The following is a 21,125-nucleotide window of genomic DNA, read 5'->3' on the forward strand; positions in this document are numbered from 1 at the left end:
TGCCTCACCGTCGTCGACTTAGACATTGGTGTAACTCTCTGCGGAAGGAGTTCGGCAGAACTGTTGGTCAAAGATACTCTCCGCGTAGGCCAACGCCTCCGGGGTGTCGACATCCTGCCACGCTGCATCCTCGATATCGAAGGCGCGCAGCCTGCTTTCTCTTCCCAGCATGCGCATGCCGTCCGACAATGAACAATTTCCCTCCTTCTTTACCGATTCAAGAATGTCGAAGAGAGCAGGGCTGCACAAGAACATGCCTGTATCGAAGCCGTCGTACTCGGCGATCTGCTTGCCGATATCCACGATATGATCGCCGTCGCGTCTAACTTTCGTCGCGTCGTCAAGATCAAAAATGCGATCGAGTTTCGGATCCACTGCGAGAATAACTTCGCCCGGCGCGAGCGGTTCTTTAAGGAGTGTCCTGGCTGTTTTCGGCTCGAAGATATGATCGGCCATGAGCAGCAGAAAGGGATCGCGGATCTGGTCCCGGGCCTTCAAAACCGAAACGCCATTGTCCTTACGGTACTCAGAGTTCTCCACCACAATTACCGAAACCCCGCCAAGCGGCCGTTCGGAAAGCCACTGGCGAATGGCAATCGCACCGTAGCCGACCACAATCACAAAACTGTCGATTCCCGCTTCATGGGCGCCCAGGATTACATGTTCCAGCAAGGGCTTGCCGTGTAGCTGGACGAGAGGCTTGGGAGATCCTCCGGACGCCTTGATGAGCCGGCTGCCGTTCCCTGCGGCCAGAATGAGACAATGATTGACTCGATGCGCGCCCCTCTCGGTGAAGGATGTGGGATTCTGATATTTCTCATTGCGTAATACCTCCCATCGACGCCGCACTCACTGTTTCGGTCGTTTGCGGTAGACTCGGCGTGTAGTCGAAATAGTGGATGGTGAGGCTCGTTGCGCCGAAAATACGCACATCGGTGACACTCTCGGTCGAAGTTGGGAACCAGAATGGACCGCTCTTCTGGTATGCATGAACGAAACGCACGCTGCTAGTCCAGAAAGATGGATTCTTCGCGGGCTTACCCTCAACCCTCGCCAGCGCGTAATCCTGAGCATCAATCCAGATTTGGCCCTCGAATAGTAGCCCGTCGCGTCGCCTGGGGACAACGTCGATGATGTAGGCCATGCGATCGTCCAACAATTCGGTTCTCGCCATATAGAATTCGTAATTTTCCGAACTCAGGCGAGCCTTCTGGCGCATCTCCGGCGAGGATGCTTCAGACTCCGTTGCGAGCATCCTTTGCAGAACATGCTTTTGGGCCGCTTTCCAGCCCTCCTCGCTGACAACTTCAAAGTGCTTCGTTTCGTCCGCGTCGCCTTCCACGCGTACAACCATCTCAGCATGCTTCTTCATTCGATCGTTTTCGAGAACGTATCGCCGCATTCCGCGGTATCCCGCAAGCTGACTTTGCCGCTGCGTGTTGTGCGCCAACATTCTTGCCACTAGAACATCTGCGCTGGGAACAGGATCGCTTTCGGACACGCCGACAGCGGTGGCCGTGAACAGTAGAAGGAAAGTGCCGAAGATGAGGATTTGATTTTTCATAGTCAGAACTGGAACACCAGCTTGCCGCGATACTCTCGCCACGCATCGTTGAAGAAATCGCCGAAGAGACTACTCTCTTCCACGTTTTGCACGTCGCGCGGGTTGAAGTGATTGAGGGCATTGAATACGCTGAAACCGGCCCGCATATGGAGGTCCCTCTTACCCAGGTGCAACGAGACCGGCCTCAACACCTGAAGATCAAGGGACGAAAATCGCGGATAATGCCTGCTATCCCGCGGGCCGACATATTCACGGAGTTCGTTTTCGACCGAATAGGGGAAGCCCGTGTGCAGGTCGTACACAGGAAGAATCGTCAGCTTCCAGGGACCCTGAATCTCACCCCAGGTCAAGAAACGATTCGTCGCATCAAAAGGCAATCGCGCCCGAGCATCCGGCTGAATCACTGCCTGGGGATAGCTTCCGAAGAACAGCGAAGGATCGTTAAGGTTCCCGTAAGCTCGCGAGTGGACATAGGAACTATTCAACGTGATGCGCGAAAGCTTGTACTGTCCTGCCACCTGAACTTCCTGGTAAGAATCTCGTCCTGAATTTGAAAGGGCAAGAATGCCTGAACTCCCATTGGAGTTAGGTGAGACGACGAAGACCTTAGAGGTGTTGCGCTGTTCATAGCCGACGCGGAGCATAAGCGATTTGAGAACCTCCCTCTCGAGTGCAACGTTCCACGAAACGCTTTGCGGATTGTGAAGCCCTCCCGTGACACGATTCAGATAGGAGATTGAGTTGGATGGGTCGCCGTTCTTGTCAAGCAGGGAGACTGTCCTATTCGGCAGTTCCTCAAAGGTCGGAATCATCAGCGGCACGCGGTCGTAAAAAATCCCCACCCCGCCCTTGAGCAGCGTCCTGCCATCATTTGTCAGGGAAAGAAGAAAACCTGCGCGCGGAGCTGCATGTGTGGATCCTGTTATCGTATCGTTATCCAAACGCATACCGATGTCGATGGATAAGCGTTGAGACAGTGCCCATCTATCCGCCATATACCCGGCAGTCTCATTCTGATTAATGTTGAACGAAGTCGGATCAGTGAAACTGATGCGCTCTATGGGCACACCCGATGCGTCGATAATTTCGACGGGTAGAAAGACTTGCCGGCCAACATACGAGGAGTATGAATAATTTGAGCCGGTCCTCAATTGATGTGTGCCCAGAAAGTGTCGTGGAGAGAAATCGTAGCTCTCCGCCCATTCGTAGCGATACGTCCGGCGTGCTTGCCGGCTGAAGAATCCTCCCTCTGTCGTATCGATCAGAATTTGATAAGGGTCATCGCTTTGTGCGGTAACGTCTGCATCGTAGCGTTTGTAGCTCAACTGCGAAACCAAAACGCTGTCGGTCCCAGTCACGTACCGATCTTGAGCGTAAATCTGATACCCACGTTGATGGAAATCGGCCGTGGCTGGCTGAGGCGTGAAGGTGTTCAAACCCATGTACTGCAGCTTTTGGGGATACACCACGAGCGACACTGTCGCCGTTTGCTTAGGACTAAGATTCAGATCGGACTGCGTATAGGAGTTGTAGCCCTGAAGCGTCGTGTCCCGTTCTAGTGGTGGAAGGCTGTTAACGGGAGTGCGCACAAAGCGGTATTCCAAAGATTGCGTGAAGGCGATGCGGTCCTTCACCACTGGACCGGTAAAGGTCATCCGCGGCGTGGCGGCTCCGATTCCGACGATGTGCTCGTCGCGGTCTCGCATTCGCGGAAGCACATTCTGAATGGAGAAGTGGTAGCTATCATAACTTCCTGTCTTTGTTTCGACGGATGAAACCGCTCCCGTGAACTTTCCGTATTGCGGGTCATAAGGATTCGACATGACGTGAACCGACGACACCACATCAATCGGCAGGTTGATGGCCGGAGAACCGGTTGCCGGATCTGTGACATTTGCGCTGTTGACGAGTGCGCCGTTCTGAGTGCTGCTGGCGCCTTTTAGATTGATGTGTCCGTCCGGTCCCCGAACCACGCCGGGAACGAGCGGAAGGAGTGTATCGAACCGCTCATTCACATTGGGAGCGTCGCGAATTGTCTTCTCGTTGATGGTCTCCGTTGGAACGGTGTTCTTGGCATTCGTCTCGCTGGCAGTTACTGTCACCGAGGTGTTGACCTGTGGCGGCCTCAGCTGGAGCGGGACCTGAACCACCTGATTGGCATGGACAGCGATCGTCTGTATAGCTTCGAGACCAGAGGAGGTAGATTCGACCGTGTAGCTTCCTTGAGGCAGCGCGACAAAGACATACTTCCCATCTGCGTTTGTCTCTGTTTCGATATTAACTGGGCCGCTCGCCAAAACCTTCGCTCCTGACGTATGGGTTTGGTGACCTTTCCCTGCGACAAATACGGTTCCTTCTAGCCTTCCGGTTGGGTCGCTGTTGTCATCAGCCAGTGCGCAGGGAGCGAAGTGGCAAAAGGCAAACATAAGGAGCATCGCCCTCGGTGCCCGCCACCATCGCGCGCTCCAGCATCGAGCAGGTTCTCGATGTGTCGCCGCGAGTCTTGTGGACGTCTTCAGCACATTTATTCCTTTCGCGGTGTACGACACTACCTTTCGAGTCGACTCTCTCGCGACTCATCATCGAGACCGAACTAAAGCCTCGAGTGGTCGAACACTTTCAGAGTGGCGAATGGTCCGCGCTTTGTGCCGAACATGCACTATGGAACGCACATCAGTGAGCCCGAGGACGCTGCACGGAGCCTTCTGTGCGACCAGCATCGCTTCGGCTTCCATTGCCAATGCCAGGAGATCTTCGCACCCGAGAGTCGAATAAATCGTAGGACGCAGAGCTTGATATTCCTTTGCAATGCACTCTTGCAACGCAGGCAGAAATCGTGTTGTCACGGCTAGCTTAGGTTTGTTCATCGCAAATTCTTCACCGCGGCCCTAACAATCGCAGCAACCTCTTGCCATTCCGAGTGCTCTTGATAGCCGAGCATCAGCAGCAATTGCGTGATCGTAGCAACCGTACCCTTCGGAAACAATTACATCTTCCTTGTAGTCCCTAAAGCACAAAGCTAACCTCACGCGGCCTACATCAACTTAGTCGAGTACATGCCTACCGTGGAGATAGATTGAGCTGGCAAGTGCAAGGCGAGAAGAGATTTGGAAGTGCAGTCAGCCCGATTACCAGGAGGTTCGGCTTATCGTGACGGAGACACCCAGAATCTTGGCGAGATCAATTGCTAACGCCAATGCACGCCTGGCTTCACCGGATTCGTTGTATGCGCCAGAGATTTTCTTGTACTTCGTTCTCTTTCACTCATCCGTTGCGGATCCGCCCGACAATACGTTATCGATGCCATGATCTGCAGCGAAATGGCCACGAATGGAGGATCAATGCTTGCCAGTCCAGTGTAATAATTCTCGCCGCCTCATTACCTCAGTCTGCAAGGCCGGGCCACTTGCAAGTGATTGAAACCAGATTCAACCAGCCAACTAGGACTCACAGCATTTGAACTACATGCTGTCAGAAAGCTGTCCTCCGCATCTCCTTCGTCCGCTATAAGTTCTAGACTGGCGTCGCATTCCAATTGAACTGATCGAAGCTGTCAACGTATGTTGGCACAAGAAGCAGAACTTATAAGAGGTGAGCAAACACTAGCTCACGGTGTGGCTGTCATGCGATCGTCGGGTGGGTATACGAGGAGTCTGCAGCGTGAGGGATAAGTCAAGTTGGGTGAATCGAACGTGGAGGGCGAGGCCTGGTTTAATACTATGGTTGCCCTTGGTCCAGCTCACTACGCCGGAATACAGGAAGCTATTGTCGATGTCCTGAAGAGGAACATACGCGCCGTAGCCAAATGTCGCCGAAGGGGCCAACTGAAACCGGCGTCAGGGAGTTGGCGTAAGGACTGAAGGAGGTCATGCTCGCGGGAAACCCCACAGTCTGATCAACATTTAGTCCGTAGCCGCTGTTTCCTCGACCAGTTGAGCAAAATTTACATCTTCTCTCTCTGCAGATGAAAGCCCGGCTTCAAGTAGAGAGAGTCAATACTGTCCATCAACACATCGATCCTCGCGATGTCCCGATCGAGTCGTTGGGACATGTCGTCGGCGTCTGCCGGGTAAGTTCATGTGATACCGAATTCAGAAGATTCTTTTGCGTTTGAGCCAGCAGGCCAGACGGCCCACTCTCGAGTCAGAGTCTCTTACCAGAGATGCCAATTCATCAAATCGCCTGGACACCGAAGCTGGCACTCGCGCCTTGAGATCCCGTTGTGCGACTCGTCTAGCCGTTGACTGAATACTGTTGATTGGCTACGCAATATGATACGCAAGCGCGAAGCAGAGTAGTGAGACCAGAAGGACCAGAAAAGTGGTATACGGCAGGCCCTCGCCCAACAGCGCCTCAGCTATCTCACGCAGACCGAATTTCAGGTAAAGCAGCAGAACGGTAGGGATGCCCCGAGGAAGAGACAACCCTGTAGCCAGCGATATGGGCTCGGAGTACGACGATCTGACCATTCTTCGCTGCGTGCGCAACACGAAGGCCGTTTGTCAGTGGCCGGACAGCACATCTTTATAGAGTCCGTCGAGCAAAAAGAGTTGCAGTGCGCGGCCCTCATCATTGGTTTGCAAGAAACGAGCAAGCGCCTCAGGACCGCCCGATTCATATGCTTTGGCAGCCTGATCCGCCAGGATTGGCGCGACGGTCGCATGCGACTGCCATACTTTACGCTCATTCGCGTACCATCGTCTCTGGAACGGCAGCCCCATTCACCGACCATTCGCAAGATGCGGTTCCATCTCCACTCAGCAGGGAAGATAAGCTAACATCTGCGGCGAATGACCTGGTCGAGGCCGCTATCCCCGATGCACCGATGCCAGCAGGTCAGACACGAGACCAATCTCAGAGTCCTACAACTGTCTCGGGTCAGAAACTAAACCGACTGCCCATGCTGCCCCACGACGGACCATGATTCCTCTGACGGCAGAAGATAAGCTTCAGATCTAAATTCATAAGACATTTGGCCCTCCAGCGGTCATCTTGCTTGCGCTTGGGGCTGGCCATCAGATGATCAATCCACCAAACAATTACCCCAGAGACTGGAAAGACGGTGCCGGCGCATTTGGCAGGAACTATGGATATAGACTGGCAGATCACACGTCCAGGAACACTGCGCAATTTATGACAGGCGTCCTGCTCCACGAAGATCCCCGTTGCGGGCGCTCAACCAGCACCGAGCTCGCATTTGCCCGACTACATGAGGTGAACTATGAAGTCGTACATCACGGGGTATGCTTTTCTCGTTTTTATTCTTGACCGTATCTGTATCACCTGCGGTCGCGCAGGAAGCTCGGTCTTCCCTCCATACGGTCGTGGTGGGACCCGGTAACGATCTTCGGTGCAGACTCGATAAGGGGCTTCGCATCACCAATGCGGGCGAACCGATTATAGCGAGGCTAGTAGAGCCGGTGTACTTCCGTCAGAGAGAACGGGTGATTGAAAGTTACATTCGCAGTCTGGGGAGGCGTGAAGTCACCGCTAAGCAGCCGCCCAGTTCGTTTGTTCAAAGGCGCAGTAGACACGGACGAGACGTGCCCCTGGATCTCGATCCCTTGGGATACAAGACTCGCTCCGATGTTCCGCCCAGCGGCCCCGTGCGATATCTTTGAGCTTCCTGTCTACCCACGTCGGAAGAGTTTGACTGCGCGGGAGTCTCCTTTGGGACCCCCTTTCATCTGCCATTAGTAGCCACGCACCCGAACTGAATGAGTTGCCCCGCGCGGCGGCAGTGCCTGTCGTAAACCCGCAAATTTTCGGCCAGGTTCAGGTCATGCGATGAATAAATGTTCGGAGTCAATCTCCGAAAAGCCGGTTTTACGGCAATGTGGATCATATTGCCTCAGAAAGGGCCACCTCCTGCGAACGCCCTCTACGCAAACTGAAAACCTAAGGGCAGGGAACAGCGAAAGACGAGCCCTAAATGCCAGATCCAGTCCCCACCGGCGCGAGGGACTTGTAACGGATGCCCCGATTCAAAGTGTGACGGATTTCCGGTAAACTCACGTGAGCGCAAGGTTCCAATGGCCTCGTGTATTTTGAGCTGGGAACAATGAGCCGCATATGATGGAAAACAGCTTCCTGTTCACCACCAAAATTGAATTCTCAAAAATCATCGCTTGTAAAACGCTCATCGTGTTGCTTGGGATGGCATGCAGTTCAATCACAGCCTGGGCCTTGGAGCCCTCCGCTTTGCTTCGAAATGAAGTGCTGACTACCTGGACGACCGAGCAAGGATTACCGCAGAATTTCGTTACATCTCTCGCGCAGACGTCAGATGGCTTCCTCTGGGTAGGCACGATGAATGGTCTCGTGCGTTTTGATGGTGTCCATTTCCGCGGGTTCAGCCAGGATGGTCCTCCAGAGTTGCAGGGTTTCATCGGCGCACTTGTGAAAGACGGCGGGGATGGGCTCTGGATCGTGACAGCTTCTAGTCTTTTTCATTATGAACGCCACCGCTTTGTACCGATTTTCTTTGAGCAGCGATCCCGTTATCGGATCGAGACGTTGGCGCGTTCAAACGATGGCGAGCTCTGGCTCTACTTTGAGAGTCGGTTGGAGCGGACTCATGCGGACAAACTTGTAGCTGCCCCGCTGCCTGACGATGTGCACAGGCTCAGCGATATGGCGGAGAGCAGCGACGGCTCGCTCTGGATCGCGGACCGCGAAAATATCTTCCGCATGCGGGGAGAGCCACCGTTGCGAAGTACAAGCTACCGGACTGCCATATAGTCCATGCAGACCGCTTTGGGGGTGTGGGCCGGAGATGGCCATCATCTCTTTCACTTCGAGGGCAGCGGTTTTACAAAGGTCAAAGACCCTGGCCTGGGAAACTTTGTCAGTATGACGATCGACAGCCATCATCGTCTCTGGATGGCGAGTGGAGGACTGCACGGCTTGAGTCGCAGGTCAGGAGATGAGCTGGAGACATTGACGGAAGCGGATGGCCTCGCAAGCAACGACGTTCGCACGATTCTCGAAGATAGCAACGGCGATTTCTGGCTGGGGACCATTGCGGGTCTTGAGCGTCTGCATCAGGGCATATTCACGAGCTATTCCACGTTAGATAAGCTGTCCGGGAACCGCAGTCAGACGGAGTCGATCTTCGAGCAGAAGGACGGCTCCATCTGGGCCGGGACTTTGGAAGGCGGGGTCATGCGCTGGAAAGCAGGACACTGGCAACGATTCGACAAGGCGCAGGGGTTGTTACCAGGACAGGTGCGCGGGTTCATCGAGAACGGAAGCATACCGGCGATCGCAATTTCAGATTACGGGATCTTTGAACAGCGTGCTGGCAGATTTACGAAGATGCCATTGATTCCGCACGGATATGTGAGCACACCGGTTATCTCCGGCGATGGAAGTGTATGGTTTCGCATCGACAATCGAGGTCTCTTTCGATTAAAGAATGGCAAACTTACCGAGTTCGGGAGTAAGGATGGGCTCAGCGGGACACCACTGTCGTCTTTGACGGTGGATCGCGAAGGGACTCTGTGGGCCGGAGACGCAACAGGATTGCAACGCTGGAATGGCCAACGGTTCGAGCGAGCACTTTCAACTCACGAGGCGGTACATTGTGTCGCGTGGCCTAAAGGCGGAATAGCTGTCGGCACCCGCAATGGCGTATTGCTCCGAAACGGAACGAATGGTGCGGGGCGCATGCTGACACAGAATGAAGGGCTGCCCGGCAACTTGGTGCTCGACATATTGAGCGATGACCAGAATAACGTTTGGATTGTCACTGCGAGCGCGATTGCCCGCATCACCCGAGAGATGTGGACGGCTTACGCTGACGGCCGCATCTCTCGAGTTGATCCAGAGATCTTTACTGAGGCGGATGGCCTGAGAAGCCGCTATATTCTTCCTTTGAATCAAATTACTGCCATACGGGCGCATGATGGGCGTCTCTGGTTTGCAACTATCAAAGGGCCAGCCGTTATTGACCCGCACCTGCCGGATGTAAGACCGGCACAGGCCGTTGTGGACAGTATCGTCGTTGACGATCTGCATCACTTAGCTGGCGATCTCACGATAGTTCCTGGCAGGCATCGCATTACCTTCGCGTATACATCTCCTGCCACGGTCGCCCCCGAGCAGACACGGTTTCACTATCGCCTTATGGGATGGGATCACGATTGGGTCGATGCAGGCACTTCACGCGAAGTCTCGTACACTGGACTCCCTCCAGGCAGTTACAGATTCGAAGTTGTCGCCTTCAATCGTGAGGGCGGTTCAAGTAGGATCCCGGCCCAGGCGCAGATACAACTGCAGCCGTTCTTCTGGCAGACGAGATTGTTCCTGCTATTGGCAACCTTGGTTGTTATAGGAGTTGTCGTAGAAATCACCCGGCGATTTACTCGCCGAAGAGGAGAACGACTGAGTCTCCGTTTTCAGGAGCGGGCTGCAGAACGCGAACGAATTGCGCATCAGATTCATGACACAGTAATCCAAGATCTGATTGGCGCTACCTTACAAATTGAACTCATTGGATTTGAAGTCACCGATCGTCCTGAGGCATCGCGGGGGATGTTGGCGGCACTGGCAGAACGCATGCGCGAGACGATCGTTCGCAGCCGGAACATGGTGTCGAACCTCCACTCGACCGCGGTTGCGCAATACAGCCTCGTGGAAGTGCTTCAACACTCGGAAGCAGAGTTTCGATCAGGCCCGTTGCCGATATTCGACCTGCTTTGCACCGGCGAACCACGCGAGGTACATCCACTGGTTCGCGACGAAGTGTACCGTATCTGCCGCGAGGCACTCGCGAACTCATTTCGTCACGCGAATGCCGCATATGTGTCAGTAGAGGTTCATTTTTTGCCTGATATGCTGGAAGTCGAAATTTCCGATGATGGAAAGGGCATGACAAAAGAGCTGCTGCAGCATGGCCGCCCAGGTCACTTTGGGCTGCGTGGAATGCAGGCGCATGCACAGAGGATCGGTGCGACGCTTCTGACAGAGAGTGAGCCAGGACAAGGAACCAACGTTATACTGCGCGTAAAGACTTACAATTCTTTCTGGCGGCGCAATGGCAAACGGAAAATCAGAGTTGGCAATAACACAGCAGCAAGCTGAGGACGCTCCAATCCGCGTGCTCATTGTGGACGATCATCCCATGGTGCGGGAGGGACTTGCGGGCGTGCTGGAGCGGCAAAATATGAAGATCGTCGGCCTTGCCGCCACTGGAAAGCAAGCAGTCGAGATGTATTCGGATTGCCGTCCGGATGTAATGTTGCTCGATCTGCGCTTGCCGGACCAGAGTGGATTCGACGTTGTGCGCATAGTGCTTGGTACCGACCCGCTGGCACGCATCATCATTCTGAGTTCGGCGCAAGGAGATGCTTCGATCTATAACGCGATCAGCCTGGGCGTGCGCGGATACCTGCTGAAGGGCATCGACGGCACCACCTTGGGGAACCAGGTGCGTCGCGTCGTCGCAGGTGGCAGCTGCCTGTCGCCTGAGACTGCAGAGAAGCTTACGCAATACATCGGATCGCAAAAACTCAGCGAGCGCGAGATTGAAGTCCTCGGTCTTATTTCAAAGGGTAAGAGTAACAAGGAAATCGCCGATCTCATATTCGTGACTGAAAACACAGTCAAGATGCATGTGAAGAAGATCCTCTTGAAGCTTCAAGCCAACGACCGCACCCAGGCCGTGGTGATTGCCATTCAGCGCGGCCTCCTCGACGCCTAATCCACATACCCGTTCGGGTAGTTTGAAAACTATCCTTCTGCGGTCTATTGTCGCCTCGCTCGAGAGTGTTAAGCTTTCGCCAACTTAATCATCGGCGTTTGCTCTTGCTTGCCCCTCTTGCCTCTCTTGCCCCGTCCACAAATTCCGAGTCCCTGATTCTGTTATCGCTGAGAAGAATGAGCTCTCGAGGATAAGAGTTTTATCCCGAGTCGTCTCATTGCCGTTGTCCCATCTTTAATTCAGTCAATTTGTTATGGAGGATGCATGAGATTTCAAAGATTCGTTAAGAGCGCGGCGACCGGTGCTCTGGTTTCGCTCGCAACAATTTCATCCGCCTACGCCCAAGTGGCAGAAAATAACGTGTCAACCGGCATTCGTTATTCGACTGACCTGGGCCCTGTGAATCCTTCTACGGAAATGAACCTCACGGTGCACCTTAAACTCCCCAAGCAGACTGAATTCGACAAGGCTGTCGAGGCGTTGTACGACCCCACCTCCCCGACGTTCCACAAATGGATGACCGACGCCGATCTGAAGACCTACGGGCCAACTGATGCGCAGATCGCAATTGTTCGTAAGGAGTTGGAAAAGCAGGGACTGACGATTCTGTCTACGGACACAAACGGCTTCACCATTCGTGTGCGCGGCGCTGCCTCAAATGTTGCTCAAGCATTCAATACCCAGATTAACCAATATCGGCATAACGGAAAGGTATTCCGTGCAAATGTTCAGAATGCGCAACTGAGCGGCGAGGCTGGACAGTACGTCTCCACCGTTGCGGGTCTGGAAAGTCATCAGGCACATCCGCTTGTTTCGCGCGCCATTGATCCAAAAACGAAACAGTTCTATCCCTCAACGGAGGTAACCAGCTCTACAGCCTCAGCTCTCTCAAAGAACCTGAGAGGCCTGATGACCGATCAGTGTTTATCCGCTCCGCAAGCCTATGACTTTCAGTCTGGCACACCTGCAACTAACGGTGTTTATTTCGGAAACGTCTACATGCAGGGAAATCAGCTTTTCTAATTTCATGCGACTACAACGCCGCAAGCCTGCAGGCCGCGTATGGACTGACCGCTGCATATCAGAAAGGGCTCGACGGGACCGGTCAAACAATCGTTCTTGTGGAAGCCTATGGGGACTCCACGATCGAGAAAGATGCCAACATCTTCAGCAATATCATGGGCCTGCCCACGCTTACCTCGTCGAACTTCAAAATCGTTTATCCGGAAGGTCAACCGGCCGATCCTAATGCGGGTGTCCTAACCGGCTGGAACACGGAGATTGCACTCGATGTCGAATGGGCACATGCGATGGCTCCCGGCGCCAAAATTGTAGTTGTCGTCACAACAGGTCAGGACAGCGAAGACTTCCAGGATGCCATTCGGTACGCCGTCTCGCACAAACTCGGCAACTCTGTTTCAAATAGCTACGAGATTGACACGGACCTCATTGCCGGCTCTCTCGAACAAAAATCGTGGGACCAGACTCTCGCAGTTGCAACGGCCAAGGGTATCTCAGTCAACTTCTCGACAGGCGATAGTGGAGATGAAGGATTGGGCACACCGGTTGGTGCCGCGGGCGTACCCTCCGTTTCACCTCATGCAACCGCGGTCGGTGGAACCAGTATTCTTAACCAGGTTGGCAGCTCAACAGGAACAATCACGACCGGCTGGGGCACCGTCGGCAACTACCTCATGCGGGGTGGAGTTGTGCAGGATCCACCGGCCGGGAACAGCTTCTTTGTAGCTGGTGCCGGGGGCGGCGAAAGCATCTTTTTCCCCAAGCCCTCATGGCAGAAAACTCTTCCGGGGACGGGCCGGCAAACTCCTGATGTCTCTGCCCTCGCTGATCCTTACACCGGAGTGCCTATCGTTCTGTCAAACCAGTTCGGCGCAGCGTTTCTGCAGTTTGGCTACGGTGGCACGAGTCTAGCGAGCCCAATTTTTTCTGCCTTCTGGGCGATAGCGAATCAGAAAGCCGGCAAACCCCTCGGGCAGGCAGCACCAGCGATTGCAGCGCTGCCGAAGGGCGACATCCTGGATGTTCTACCAACAACACCAAACACTGCGACCAATCCTGCCGGGGTCGTGTTTGATCAGAATGGTTCTACCTACTACTCAGCAGCCAATCTCTTTAGCGGATCTCTGGAGACCAGCACTGGATTCACTAGCGCGATTTGGCCTTTTGTGGGGGGCGACACCTGGGCTGTCCTTGGCTTCGGTATCGATACCTCTCTTACGGTCACACCCGGATGGGACAATGTGACGGGATATGGCACTCCATACGGGCTTACCTTCATCAATGCGGTGGCCGCCGAGAAGTAACGCCGTCGCAGGAAATGAAAAGGGGCGGCCCGGAGTGCTTTTCCGGGCCGCCCTTATTCGTAAGTTCGCTACGGAGATGAAGGGCTGTTTGCCATTGTGTGTGACAATCACACTATCCGTTCGCGCGAAATATCTGTGCTTTTATGTCTTCAAACACTGTTGTGTGTGACACTTTTTACCGGGATTTTTACACCTACTTGCCGAGCACGGGATCTGCGCCGCGGGCTTATTTCATTACTCCGTTTCGGTCCAATGCGATCACCTGACCGCCTGTGCATGGGTTATCGACTCGATAGCGAGGTGGATGAGGTGAACCGACCTTTGGAGCTTCCTATTCTTAAACACGATATCTGGCGCCTTGGCGAACCGCAGCGAAATGGCGTCTCTGGATAGCCCGTCCGTCTTTCGGCCTCTCCAGCTTGAATCTCACCCACGCACAGGCTATTCTTCCCGGTACTTAGCAAGAGCAGAGTCGTTGGTGTGCGCGAGCATCAGGGAGAAGTTCCATGAGATATCCCGGGCTCTTCCTATTTCTCGTTGTGACCGCTATGTCGGCCTCCGCACAAACAGGAGACGCCCGCATCTCCGGCAGAGTCACGGACCAGAGCGATGCCGCGATCGTCGGAGTCGAATGCAAAATTACCAACATCGAGACCAACGTCTCGACCTCCACCACGACCAACGAGGACGGGATCTACGTCATCCCCGCCCTGCATCCGGCCATCTACCAGCTGACCATCGAAAAGGAAGGCTTCCGCACCGTCGTTCAGCCCAGCTTTCAGCTATATGCGCAGGACGCCGTCAACGAAAACTTCACACTCGCAATCGGACTCAGGACAGAGAGCATTACTGTTCAGAGCAACGTTTCCGGGCTCCAGACCCAGTCGGCCGCTGTCAGTACAGTTGTGAACCAGCGGTTTGTGGACAACATGCCCCTCAATGGGCGCAGCTTTCAGTCCCTGATATCGGTGGCGCCCGGTATAGTGTTCACCTCCTCAGACCTGGGCCCCGGCCAGTTCAGTGTCAATGGGCAACGTACCGACGCCAACTATTTCCTGGTCGATGGTGTGGGCACGAACTTTGGTGTACAGATCGGTTCCCCCGGTCAGGCACTGGGCGGTGCGATACCGGCATTCACTTCGCAAGGCGGCACCAACGGTTTCGTCTCCGTCGACGACATGCAGGAGTTCCGCATCCAGACCTCCTCGTATGAGGCCGAATTTGGACGTACTCCTGGGGGGCAGGTTTCGATCGTCACAAAATCCGGCACCAACCAATTTCACGGTACAGCATTCGATTACTTGCGCAACGATGTCTTCGATGCCCGCAACTACTTTGACGCACCGCCATTGCCCAAGCCCCCGCTGCGCCAGAATGACTTTGGCGGGACCTTTGGCGGACCCATCGTAAAAGACAAGACGTTCTTCTTCTTCTCGTACGAAGGGCTGCGGTTGCGCCTGCCTCAGACCGCCTCGGATGCGTTCTATACCGCGTCTGCACGCGGTGCAGTTGCACCGGCCTATCAGCCTTTGGTGAATGCGCTTCCGCTCCCGGATCCCAGCGCACCCCTTATCGACCCCTTCTGCGACAACATCACAAATCCGTGCGAGGCCAATCTGACCGACGCCTACTCGGATCCTTCCTCGCTCGACGCAACCAGTATCCGCATCGATTCCAGCCCGGCTCCTGGAGTCGTCCTGTTTGCGCGTTATAACCACGCACCATCGCATGACGTGACTCGGCAGTGGCAGCAGTTGGGGGCTAGCACCGTCGATTTGGATACCCTCACCACGGGTGCCACCATCACGCTCCGTCCCTCAATGCTGAACGACTTCCGCGCGAACTGGAGCCGCAGTACCGCCTCCTATTCCAACTCCCTTACCGACTTTCACGGCGCCGTGGTGCCCGATTCCTCAGTGATCTTCCCATCATCCTCCCCCTATAGCTCTGACACAGCGCAGGGGCTGGTCGCCTTTGCGGGAAACATGCTGGTCAGGCAGGGCAAGCTATACAACAATATTGAGCAGCAACTCAATTTCGTGGATACCCTGTCCTGGACCTTCAGGACTCATCAATTCAAGTTCGGTATCGACTATCGGCGTCTCAACCCTAAGGTTTCGGAACCAACGGGATATGGTCTTTTCCCGTCCAGTTTCGAGCAGTTGGTGGCAGGTACCGTAGACAGCGCTCTATTAGAGGCGGGCGACCCCGTTTCCGTGAGCGTGAATAATTACTCGTTGTTTGCACAGGACAGTTGGAAGACCACCAGTCGCCTGACCGTCAATTATGGGTTGCGGTGGGAGATCAACACTCCGCCCGCCTCGACGAACTCAAGTCAACCTCTTTACAGGACACCTGGAATCTTCGATTCGAACCCGCTTGCGGTGGTACCAGGAAGCGCCTGGCACACTAGATTCGACAACTTCGCCCCCGCATCGCCGCGGCGTACCAGATCACGCCCAAAACAGTGGTGCGGGCAGCGTTTGGCGTCTACTACGATCTGGGATACGGCGACTTTGGGAGCGCTTTTCTTTACTTCCCATACATCCGGAGCAACTTCGCCACCTTTTCTACACCCGTACCTCTCGACCTGACTAGTTCGGTTTTTGCGCCCCCGCCATTCTCCACCACAATCGATACGAATTCACTTTATATCGGCGCCGTTGATCCGAACCTGCGCCTTCCGTATACCCTCCAGTGGAACGCAGCGATTCAGCGGGAGCTGGGAGCAAATCAGACATTCACAGCCACATATGTAGGAGCCAACGCCAGCCGCTTACTGCGAGGAGACAAGATCCTTCCACCTTTGCTGGTGGACCTTGGCGTCGGGGGAGCGGTCCTCACCACAAGAAACGCGGGATACTCCCACTACAACGCTTTACAGCTTCAGTTTCAGCGGCGGATGTCCCATGGCTTGCAGGCGCTGGTCTCATATAACTTTGCAAAATCAAGCGATCTGGGTTCCGATGATTCCGCCCCTTTAGGAGCGGCGGCGAGTGTGAGTCAGATCGTGCTACCGCCATTAACGCCATCCGATTTCGATATAACGAATTCTCTTGCAGGAGCAGTCTCCTACCATCTGCCGGCGCCTGCATGGGGCCGTATAGGTAATGCGATATTCAGGGATTGGGCAATCGACGGCCTGGTACGAGTCAGTTCGGCACCGCCGATTAACATCATCATGCGCGCGGTCTCGCCCGTATTCGGTTCTTATAGAACCCAGGCTCAGATCGTTCCGGGCCAACCCTTTTGGATAGCTGATCCGAGCCAGCCAAGCGGCACAGCGTTGAATCCGGCCGCCTTTACCAAGCCCCCCGCTGGGCAGATTGGAGACTTCCCCAGAAACGGGCTGCGCAGTCCCTACTCGATAGATCAGACCGACCTCGCTCTGCGGCGGCGGTTCAACCTGACCGAACGCATCACCCTCAATGTGCGCGCAGAGTACTTCAATGTCTTCAACCACCCGATGTTCGGAGCCCCGGGGGCAAGCGAACCAGGCTATGTCTTTGATCCATCCTTTGGCAAAATAGGTCCGGGCTCCACGACGAACATTCGGCTGGGCAACGGCGCAGCCTTGGGAGGACAGAGTGCACTGTACACATTGGGTGGTCCGCGCTCCGCACAGTTCACACTCAAACTGCAGTTCTAAGCCCGGTCCCTGCACCTTCCATCTTCCAACCAACCCGAAACAGCCGGGGTCCCTATCCTTCGCGCCTTTGCGGAATGGGGTCCCGCCAGCTTTGCCGGTGGGGCAGGAACGCTTGGAACACAAACCGCTCGTACCGCCCGGCCAACGGGCGCCTATCCATTCCCAAAACGGAAATCGCGCAAAAATAAATCCAGAATCCGTGGCGTATTTTCGCCCCCTGAAAAGTGACAGTCAACACACCAGCTTTCACCAGCATTCCACCACAAGTTAACCATCGAAAAACCACGTTCTGCACGCCGTTTTCGTCTAAAACCCCCGTAAAACACAGAAATCTCCCCACAAATAAAATACTCAAGCAAGACCACGCCTAAGGGTGATTGGCTTCTCCGAGATAGGCAAACAGGAGCCGTCGACCACTGGGAGTCTTCGCCCCGCCCTGCGGTTCGACAGTGACAAATAGTGAGTTAATCTGCTTAAGGGCTGCGTGATCGGCAGACTTCAGCTCCCAACGCCCTTGCATCCTATTGTCTGCCTTCAAAAACCCGAGACTACGCAAAGAACCGGCGTTGCCTTCCTGCTGTGCCCACACCTCGTACGTCTTCTTCCCTCGTCTTTAGTGCCGTTGTTTAGGTCAAAAGCGTAAAAAACAAGCGACTTGCCTTCTGTCAGAAAGATACGGCCGAAGGCCTTGCCAGGTTTTCCATTGGGATCTGTATCCCGAACGTCTATGACATGCAACTGACGGGCACCCATCAAGTCGCGAACGTCTCCACCTGCAGTGGCGAGCTGCTTCTCCATATTTATATTCGCCCTGGCAGTTTTCAATTGTTCAGACAGTTCGTTGATGCGAATTTGGTCCGCCACGATCGATGCTTGGTCAGAAGCGCGGGCCTTTTTCAATCCTGCTAATTCTGTTCTGGCATCGGCCAGCAATTTTTCCTGTGTCTTCCCTTCGGCCTCGGCTTCCTCGAGCAACTGAGTGCTTTGGGACAGTGATTGCGCTGTGTCTGCTCGCCTCTGGTCGTTGTCATGGCGGCTTGCTGCAGAGGTTAGTACGGCCATGTGACTGCGCAGCCCCTCGGTTTCGCGCTGGTATTCGGCATTTGTTTGTTCCAGGCGGGAGATCGTCGCTTCGAGGGTAGAGTTCTGCAGGGTTAGATGGTCGAGCTGTTGGCGGGCTTGCATCGGATCCTGGTCAAGCTGTCGAAAAGGTGGTCCAAGGTGATGAGAAAGGTAAAGGACTGCGGTGACGATAACGGCAAGCCCACAGGCGCTCGCCGCGGCGAGACTGAAACGTGGCCATTGGGAGTGGGACGGTCTTTTGACTTCTGGCGAAAACGCTATACCTTCCAATGACGCCCTTCTGATAAACCGTTCTATTGCTCCAGGGCCGGGCCGGTTCGTGATCATGTTGATGCTCCGGCGGAACGGGCTCTCCACCGGCAGCATGCCAATTTGGATAATTTCACGGAATTCCGCCGCTGCCTCTTTGCATTGCGCGCAGGTCTCTACGTGCCTCTGGAGATCACTCAGTTCCTCGTCACTGAGGTGGCCGCCCGCCGCCAGGGCAACCAACTCTTCATAGTGTGAATGGTCACTCATGGCTGCTTTAGCACCTGTCCTTTCCAAGTGGCTGGGTGATAAACGAACGCAAATTTTGAAGGCCCCGGTAGTAATGATGCCGGACGTTTGATAAAGAGTCTCCAGTTTTGTCCGCAATCTCCTTCATGGAAAGTCCTTCGTACTTTGCGAGCTCAAGTACCCGTTTTTGAGATTTCCCCAGTGAGCCGAAAGCCTGTTGCAGCAGTCGTTGCATTTCTCCCGGTGCGTATTTCCCTGATGTAAAAATTCCTTCGCGACAGATGGGCGTGAGATCTTCTATGCTCTCTTGACTGTAAAAGCTTCTTGCATTCAGGTACTGCTTGCGATTGAGGGCGCGATGATAAGCATATTGCAGAAGCCACACTTTAAGACTGCCTTTGGCAGGGTCGAATTGTGCCACCGAGCGGTAGATCTCGAGGAACACATTTTGCGTTACGTCCTCGGCCTCACCTCGGTCTCGAACGATTTTGAGCGCGATACTGAAGACAAGACGATGGTACCGCTCAAACAATACGGCAAGAGCGTCGTTGAGGCCGTTCTTTAGCTGGACCATTAACTGTTGGTCAGTTAACAGTTTCAGCTCAGGGAGATTCAAGTGGGTTGTGCCAAGCCTCGTATGGTCTTCCGCCTTCACCTATGAACCTCCTGGAAGAACCGGGGAGTACTGCAAAATTACACCTACCCTGGAATTCCGGGCCGGTTTCTGGAACAGGGGAGCACAGACCGGAGAACGACAGCACATGCTTAGTGGAGACGTTTCTTCACCCATGAATTGACAACGATTTGAAACCAGCACAGTCCCTGACGCTCATCTTTCACCCTCCGCTCAAGGTCCATGAGCCACCTAGTGTACCTGATGCTTTTCAATACGTAATGCCTGATCAGCCATCCCGCGTTCCTGCAAAGTTCTGTGCAGGAGATCAATCTGCAAACGACCCTCGGCGCAGGAGTTGGACGCTACCTAAAAAATAGTAACCGGGCGAGCCTGTATGTGCTTGGAGGCCTCGGTGGCAAAATTCGGCTATAAGGAATACACCGTTGATCAGCGCACCCAAAACACACCTGTCGGTTTTGTCAGTACCAAATTCAACAAGACCCATCTGGATATCACAGCCTCTCTGCCGTAGTTCTCTAACTCTACGAATTTTGCTACTTCCTCAATCAATTCTTGTCCTCTAGTCTCAGAGCAGATAGACCGGGGCATAATTTTCGAGGCAGTTTATGCCATTTGCCTCAGCCGCCAAACGAGGATCATCCATGGCAAATCAAGGCGAAGAGCGAGACCCGAGGCCTTTTCCCGGATGGAGAGAAAAACGTGACAGGGCTTTTGTAAAGCGGCTTTTGTCAATTACCTTATCTTTTTTGCTGATCACTAGTGGTATGCCATCTGAAGCTGGAGATCAGCAGCCGACAGCAACGGGATCGACAGGATATTCGGGACAAGGTGCTCTTCCTGACCAGATCGCTGTGGACAACAACTCGCTTCAACGGAACAAGAACCTCACCGGCACACCTCTCGGACACGACTGGGGTTACGACGGGGCCGAAGGACCCAGCCATTGGGGCGACTTGAAACCGGAATTCGCCACTTGCAAGAATGGACATCATCAGTCCCCGGTCGACATCAGCAATACCCAGAAGGCAGATCTGCCGGCCTTGCAATTCGATTACAAGCCCTCCCGTTTAGATATCATCGACAACGGCCACACCATCATGATCAATTACGCGCCCGGCAGCTTTCTCCGTACAGGCGGCAAACAATACCAACTGGTACAGTTTCATTTCCACCGTCCCAGCGAAGAAACGATCCATGGAAAGCATTTTGAGATGGCAGTGCACTTAGTGCACGTCGACCTGACGGGCCACGTGGCGGTTGTGGCGATCTTGCTGAAGAAAGGCGTGGACAATTCGCTGGTTCACGAATTGTGGAACGACCTGCCGAAGGAAAGAGAAAAGGAAGAGGTTCTGGACAACGTTCCGATTGATCTGACTGCCCTGTTGCCCGCGAACCGAGGTTATTACACGTTTTCGGGGTCGCTGACTACACCGCCCTGTAGCGAGAACGTGGCCTGGTTTGTGTTGAAGCATCCGGTCACGGTTACAGCGGCAGAAATTGAGAAGTTCGGGAAACTGTACCGGCACGACGCACGACCGACTCAGGCGCTCTATGACAGAGTGGTGCTGGAAAGCAAGTAAATCGCCTGGTAGCGGCCAGCAGAGATAAGTGTCGAAGCGGTAGCAGAGGGGCTCAGGGGGTACACCGCATTGCACAGATAAATCTCG

Annotated in this window: 14 protein-coding genes; 7 read left to right on the forward strand and 7 right to left on the reverse strand. The window is 54.4% G+C overall.

From position 1 onward, the window contains the following. Positions 1-18: 18 nt before the first annotated feature. The 4 genes from RBB80_RS12825 to RBB80_RS12840 all read right to left on the reverse strand — a co-directional run bounded on the left by RBB80_RS12825 (position 19) and on the right by RBB80_RS12840 (position 6,285). Positions 19-849, reverse strand: a complete 831-nt coding sequence (locus tag RBB80_RS12825; RefSeq protein ID WP_433968558.1) for an NTP transferase domain-containing protein — start codon at positions 847-849, stop codon at positions 19-21. Further along, complete coding sequence (locus RBB80_RS12830; RefSeq protein WP_433968559.1) at positions 818-1,564, reverse strand: hypothetical protein; 747 nt, start codon at positions 1,562-1,564, stop codon at positions 818-820. The genes RBB80_RS12825 and RBB80_RS12830 overlap by 32 nt, the downstream gene beginning before the upstream one ends. A 2-nt stretch (positions 1,565-1,566) precedes the next feature. Next, positions 1,567-3,861 (reverse strand): TonB-dependent receptor, encoded by a 2,295-nt coding sequence (locus RBB80_RS12835; protein ID WP_433968560.1) that lies wholly within the window; start codon positions 3,859-3,861, stop codon positions 1,567-1,569. 2,205 nt (positions 3,862-6,066) lie between these two features. Continuing rightward, positions 6,067-6,285 carry a hypothetical protein gene (locus RBB80_RS12840; RefSeq protein ID WP_433968562.1) on the reverse strand — a complete coding sequence of 73 codons (219 nt, stop codon included), beginning with the start codon at positions 6,283-6,285 and terminating at the stop codon, positions 6,067-6,069. Positions 6,286-7,636: 1,351 nt separating this feature from the next. Between RBB80_RS12840 and RBB80_RS12845 the strand changes: the two genes are divergently transcribed. The 6 genes from RBB80_RS12845 to RBB80_RS12870 all read left to right on the forward strand — a co-directional run bounded on the left by RBB80_RS12845 (position 7,637) and on the right by RBB80_RS12870 (position 16,185). Continuing rightward, positions 7,637-8,305 carry a ligand-binding sensor domain-containing protein gene (locus RBB80_RS12845; RefSeq protein WP_433968563.1) on the forward strand — a complete coding sequence of 223 codons (669 nt, stop codon included), beginning with the start codon at positions 7,637-7,639 and terminating at the stop codon, positions 8,303-8,305. Positions 8,306-8,308: 3 nt separating this feature from the next. Then, positions 8,309-10,648: a sensor histidine kinase gene (locus tag RBB80_RS12850; RefSeq protein ID WP_433968565.1), complete on the forward strand. Its 2,340-nt coding sequence runs from the start codon at positions 8,309-8,311 to the stop codon at positions 10,646-10,648. Continuing rightward, a complete protein-coding gene (locus RBB80_RS12855) occupies positions 10,623-11,267 on the forward strand; it encodes a response regulator (protein ID WP_433968567.1) in 645 nt (214 codons plus the stop codon). Before RBB80_RS12850 ends, RBB80_RS12855 begins: the two co-directional genes overlap by 26 nt. A gap of 264 nt (positions 11,268-11,531) precedes the next feature. Continuing rightward, complete coding sequence (locus RBB80_RS12860) at positions 11,532-12,290, forward strand: protease pro-enzyme activation domain-containing protein (RefSeq protein WP_433968568.1); 759 nt, start codon at positions 11,532-11,534, stop codon at positions 12,288-12,290. Between the two features lie 98 nt (positions 12,291-12,388). Next, positions 12,389-13,591, forward strand: coding sequence for a S53 family peptidase (locus tag RBB80_RS12865; protein ID WP_433968570.1), 1,203 nt, complete (start codon positions 12,389-12,391; stop codon positions 13,589-13,591). 506 nt (positions 13,592-14,097) lie between these two features. Beyond that, on the forward strand, positions 14,098-16,185 hold the full coding sequence (locus RBB80_RS12870; RefSeq protein ID WP_433968572.1) for a TonB-dependent receptor domain-containing protein: 2,088 nt from the start codon (positions 14,098-14,100) through the stop codon (positions 16,183-16,185). Positions 16,186-17,607: 1,422 nt separating this feature from the next. Here RBB80_RS12870 and RBB80_RS12875 read toward each other — a convergent pair. The 3 genes from RBB80_RS12875 to RBB80_RS12885 are packed head-to-tail and all read right to left on the reverse strand — an operon-like array spanning position 17,608 to position 19,476. Next, positions 17,608-17,829, reverse strand: coding sequence for a hypothetical protein (locus tag RBB80_RS12875; protein ID WP_433968574.1), 222 nt, complete (start codon positions 17,827-17,829; stop codon positions 17,608-17,610). Beyond that, positions 17,775-18,842, reverse strand: a complete 1,068-nt coding sequence (locus RBB80_RS12880; RefSeq protein WP_433968575.1) for a hypothetical protein — start codon at positions 18,840-18,842, stop codon at positions 17,775-17,777. The genes RBB80_RS12875 and RBB80_RS12880 overlap by 55 nt, the downstream gene beginning before the upstream one ends. 7 nt (positions 18,843-18,849) lie before the next feature. Further along, a complete protein-coding gene (locus RBB80_RS12885) occupies positions 18,850-19,476 on the reverse strand; it encodes an RNA polymerase sigma factor (RefSeq protein WP_433968577.1) in 627 nt (208 codons plus the stop codon). Positions 19,477-20,099: 623 nt separating this feature from the next. Between RBB80_RS12885 and RBB80_RS12890 the strand changes: the two genes are divergently transcribed. Further along, positions 20,100-21,038 (forward strand): carbonic anhydrase, encoded by a 939-nt coding sequence (locus RBB80_RS12890; RefSeq protein WP_433968579.1) that lies wholly within the window; start codon positions 20,100-20,102, stop codon positions 21,036-21,038. Positions 21,039-21,125 lie beyond the last annotated feature (87 nt).

This window comes from Tunturiibacter gelidiferens (assembly GCF_051013345.1).
GTDB classification, from domain to species: Bacteria; Acidobacteriota; Terriglobia; order Terriglobales; family Acidobacteriaceae; genus Edaphobacter; species Edaphobacter gelidiferens_A.

Bases quoted from the DNA above. Each gene is read 5' to 3' on its own strand.
- RBB80_RS12890 (WP_433968579.1), top strand. From the start codon at position 20,100: ATGGCAAATCAAGGCGAAGAGCGAGACCCGAGGCCTTTTCCCGGATGG.
- RBB80_RS12830 (WP_433968559.1), bottom strand. From the start codon at position 1,564: ATGAAAAATCAAATCCTCATCTTCGGCACTTTCCTTCTACTGTTCACG.
- RBB80_RS12850 (WP_433968565.1), top strand. From the start codon at position 8,309: ATGCAGACCGCTTTGGGGGTGTGGGCCGGAGATGGCCATCATCTCTTT.
- RBB80_RS12880 (WP_433968575.1), bottom strand. From the start codon at position 18,842: ATGAGTGACCATTCACACTATGAAGAGTTGGTTGCCCTGGCGGCGGGC.
- RBB80_RS12860 (WP_433968568.1), top strand. From the start codon at position 11,532: ATGAGATTTCAAAGATTCGTTAAGAGCGCGGCGACCGGTGCTCTGGTT.
- RBB80_RS12870 (WP_433968572.1), top strand. From the start codon at position 14,098: ATGAGATATCCCGGGCTCTTCCTATTTCTCGTTGTGACCGCTATGTCG.
- RBB80_RS12845 (WP_433968563.1), top strand. From the start codon at position 7,637: ATGATGGAAAACAGCTTCCTGTTCACCACCAAAATTGAATTCTCAAAA.
- RBB80_RS12840 (WP_433968562.1), bottom strand. From the start codon at position 6,285: ATGGGGCTGCCGTTCCAGAGACGATGGTACGCGAATGAGCGTAAAGTA.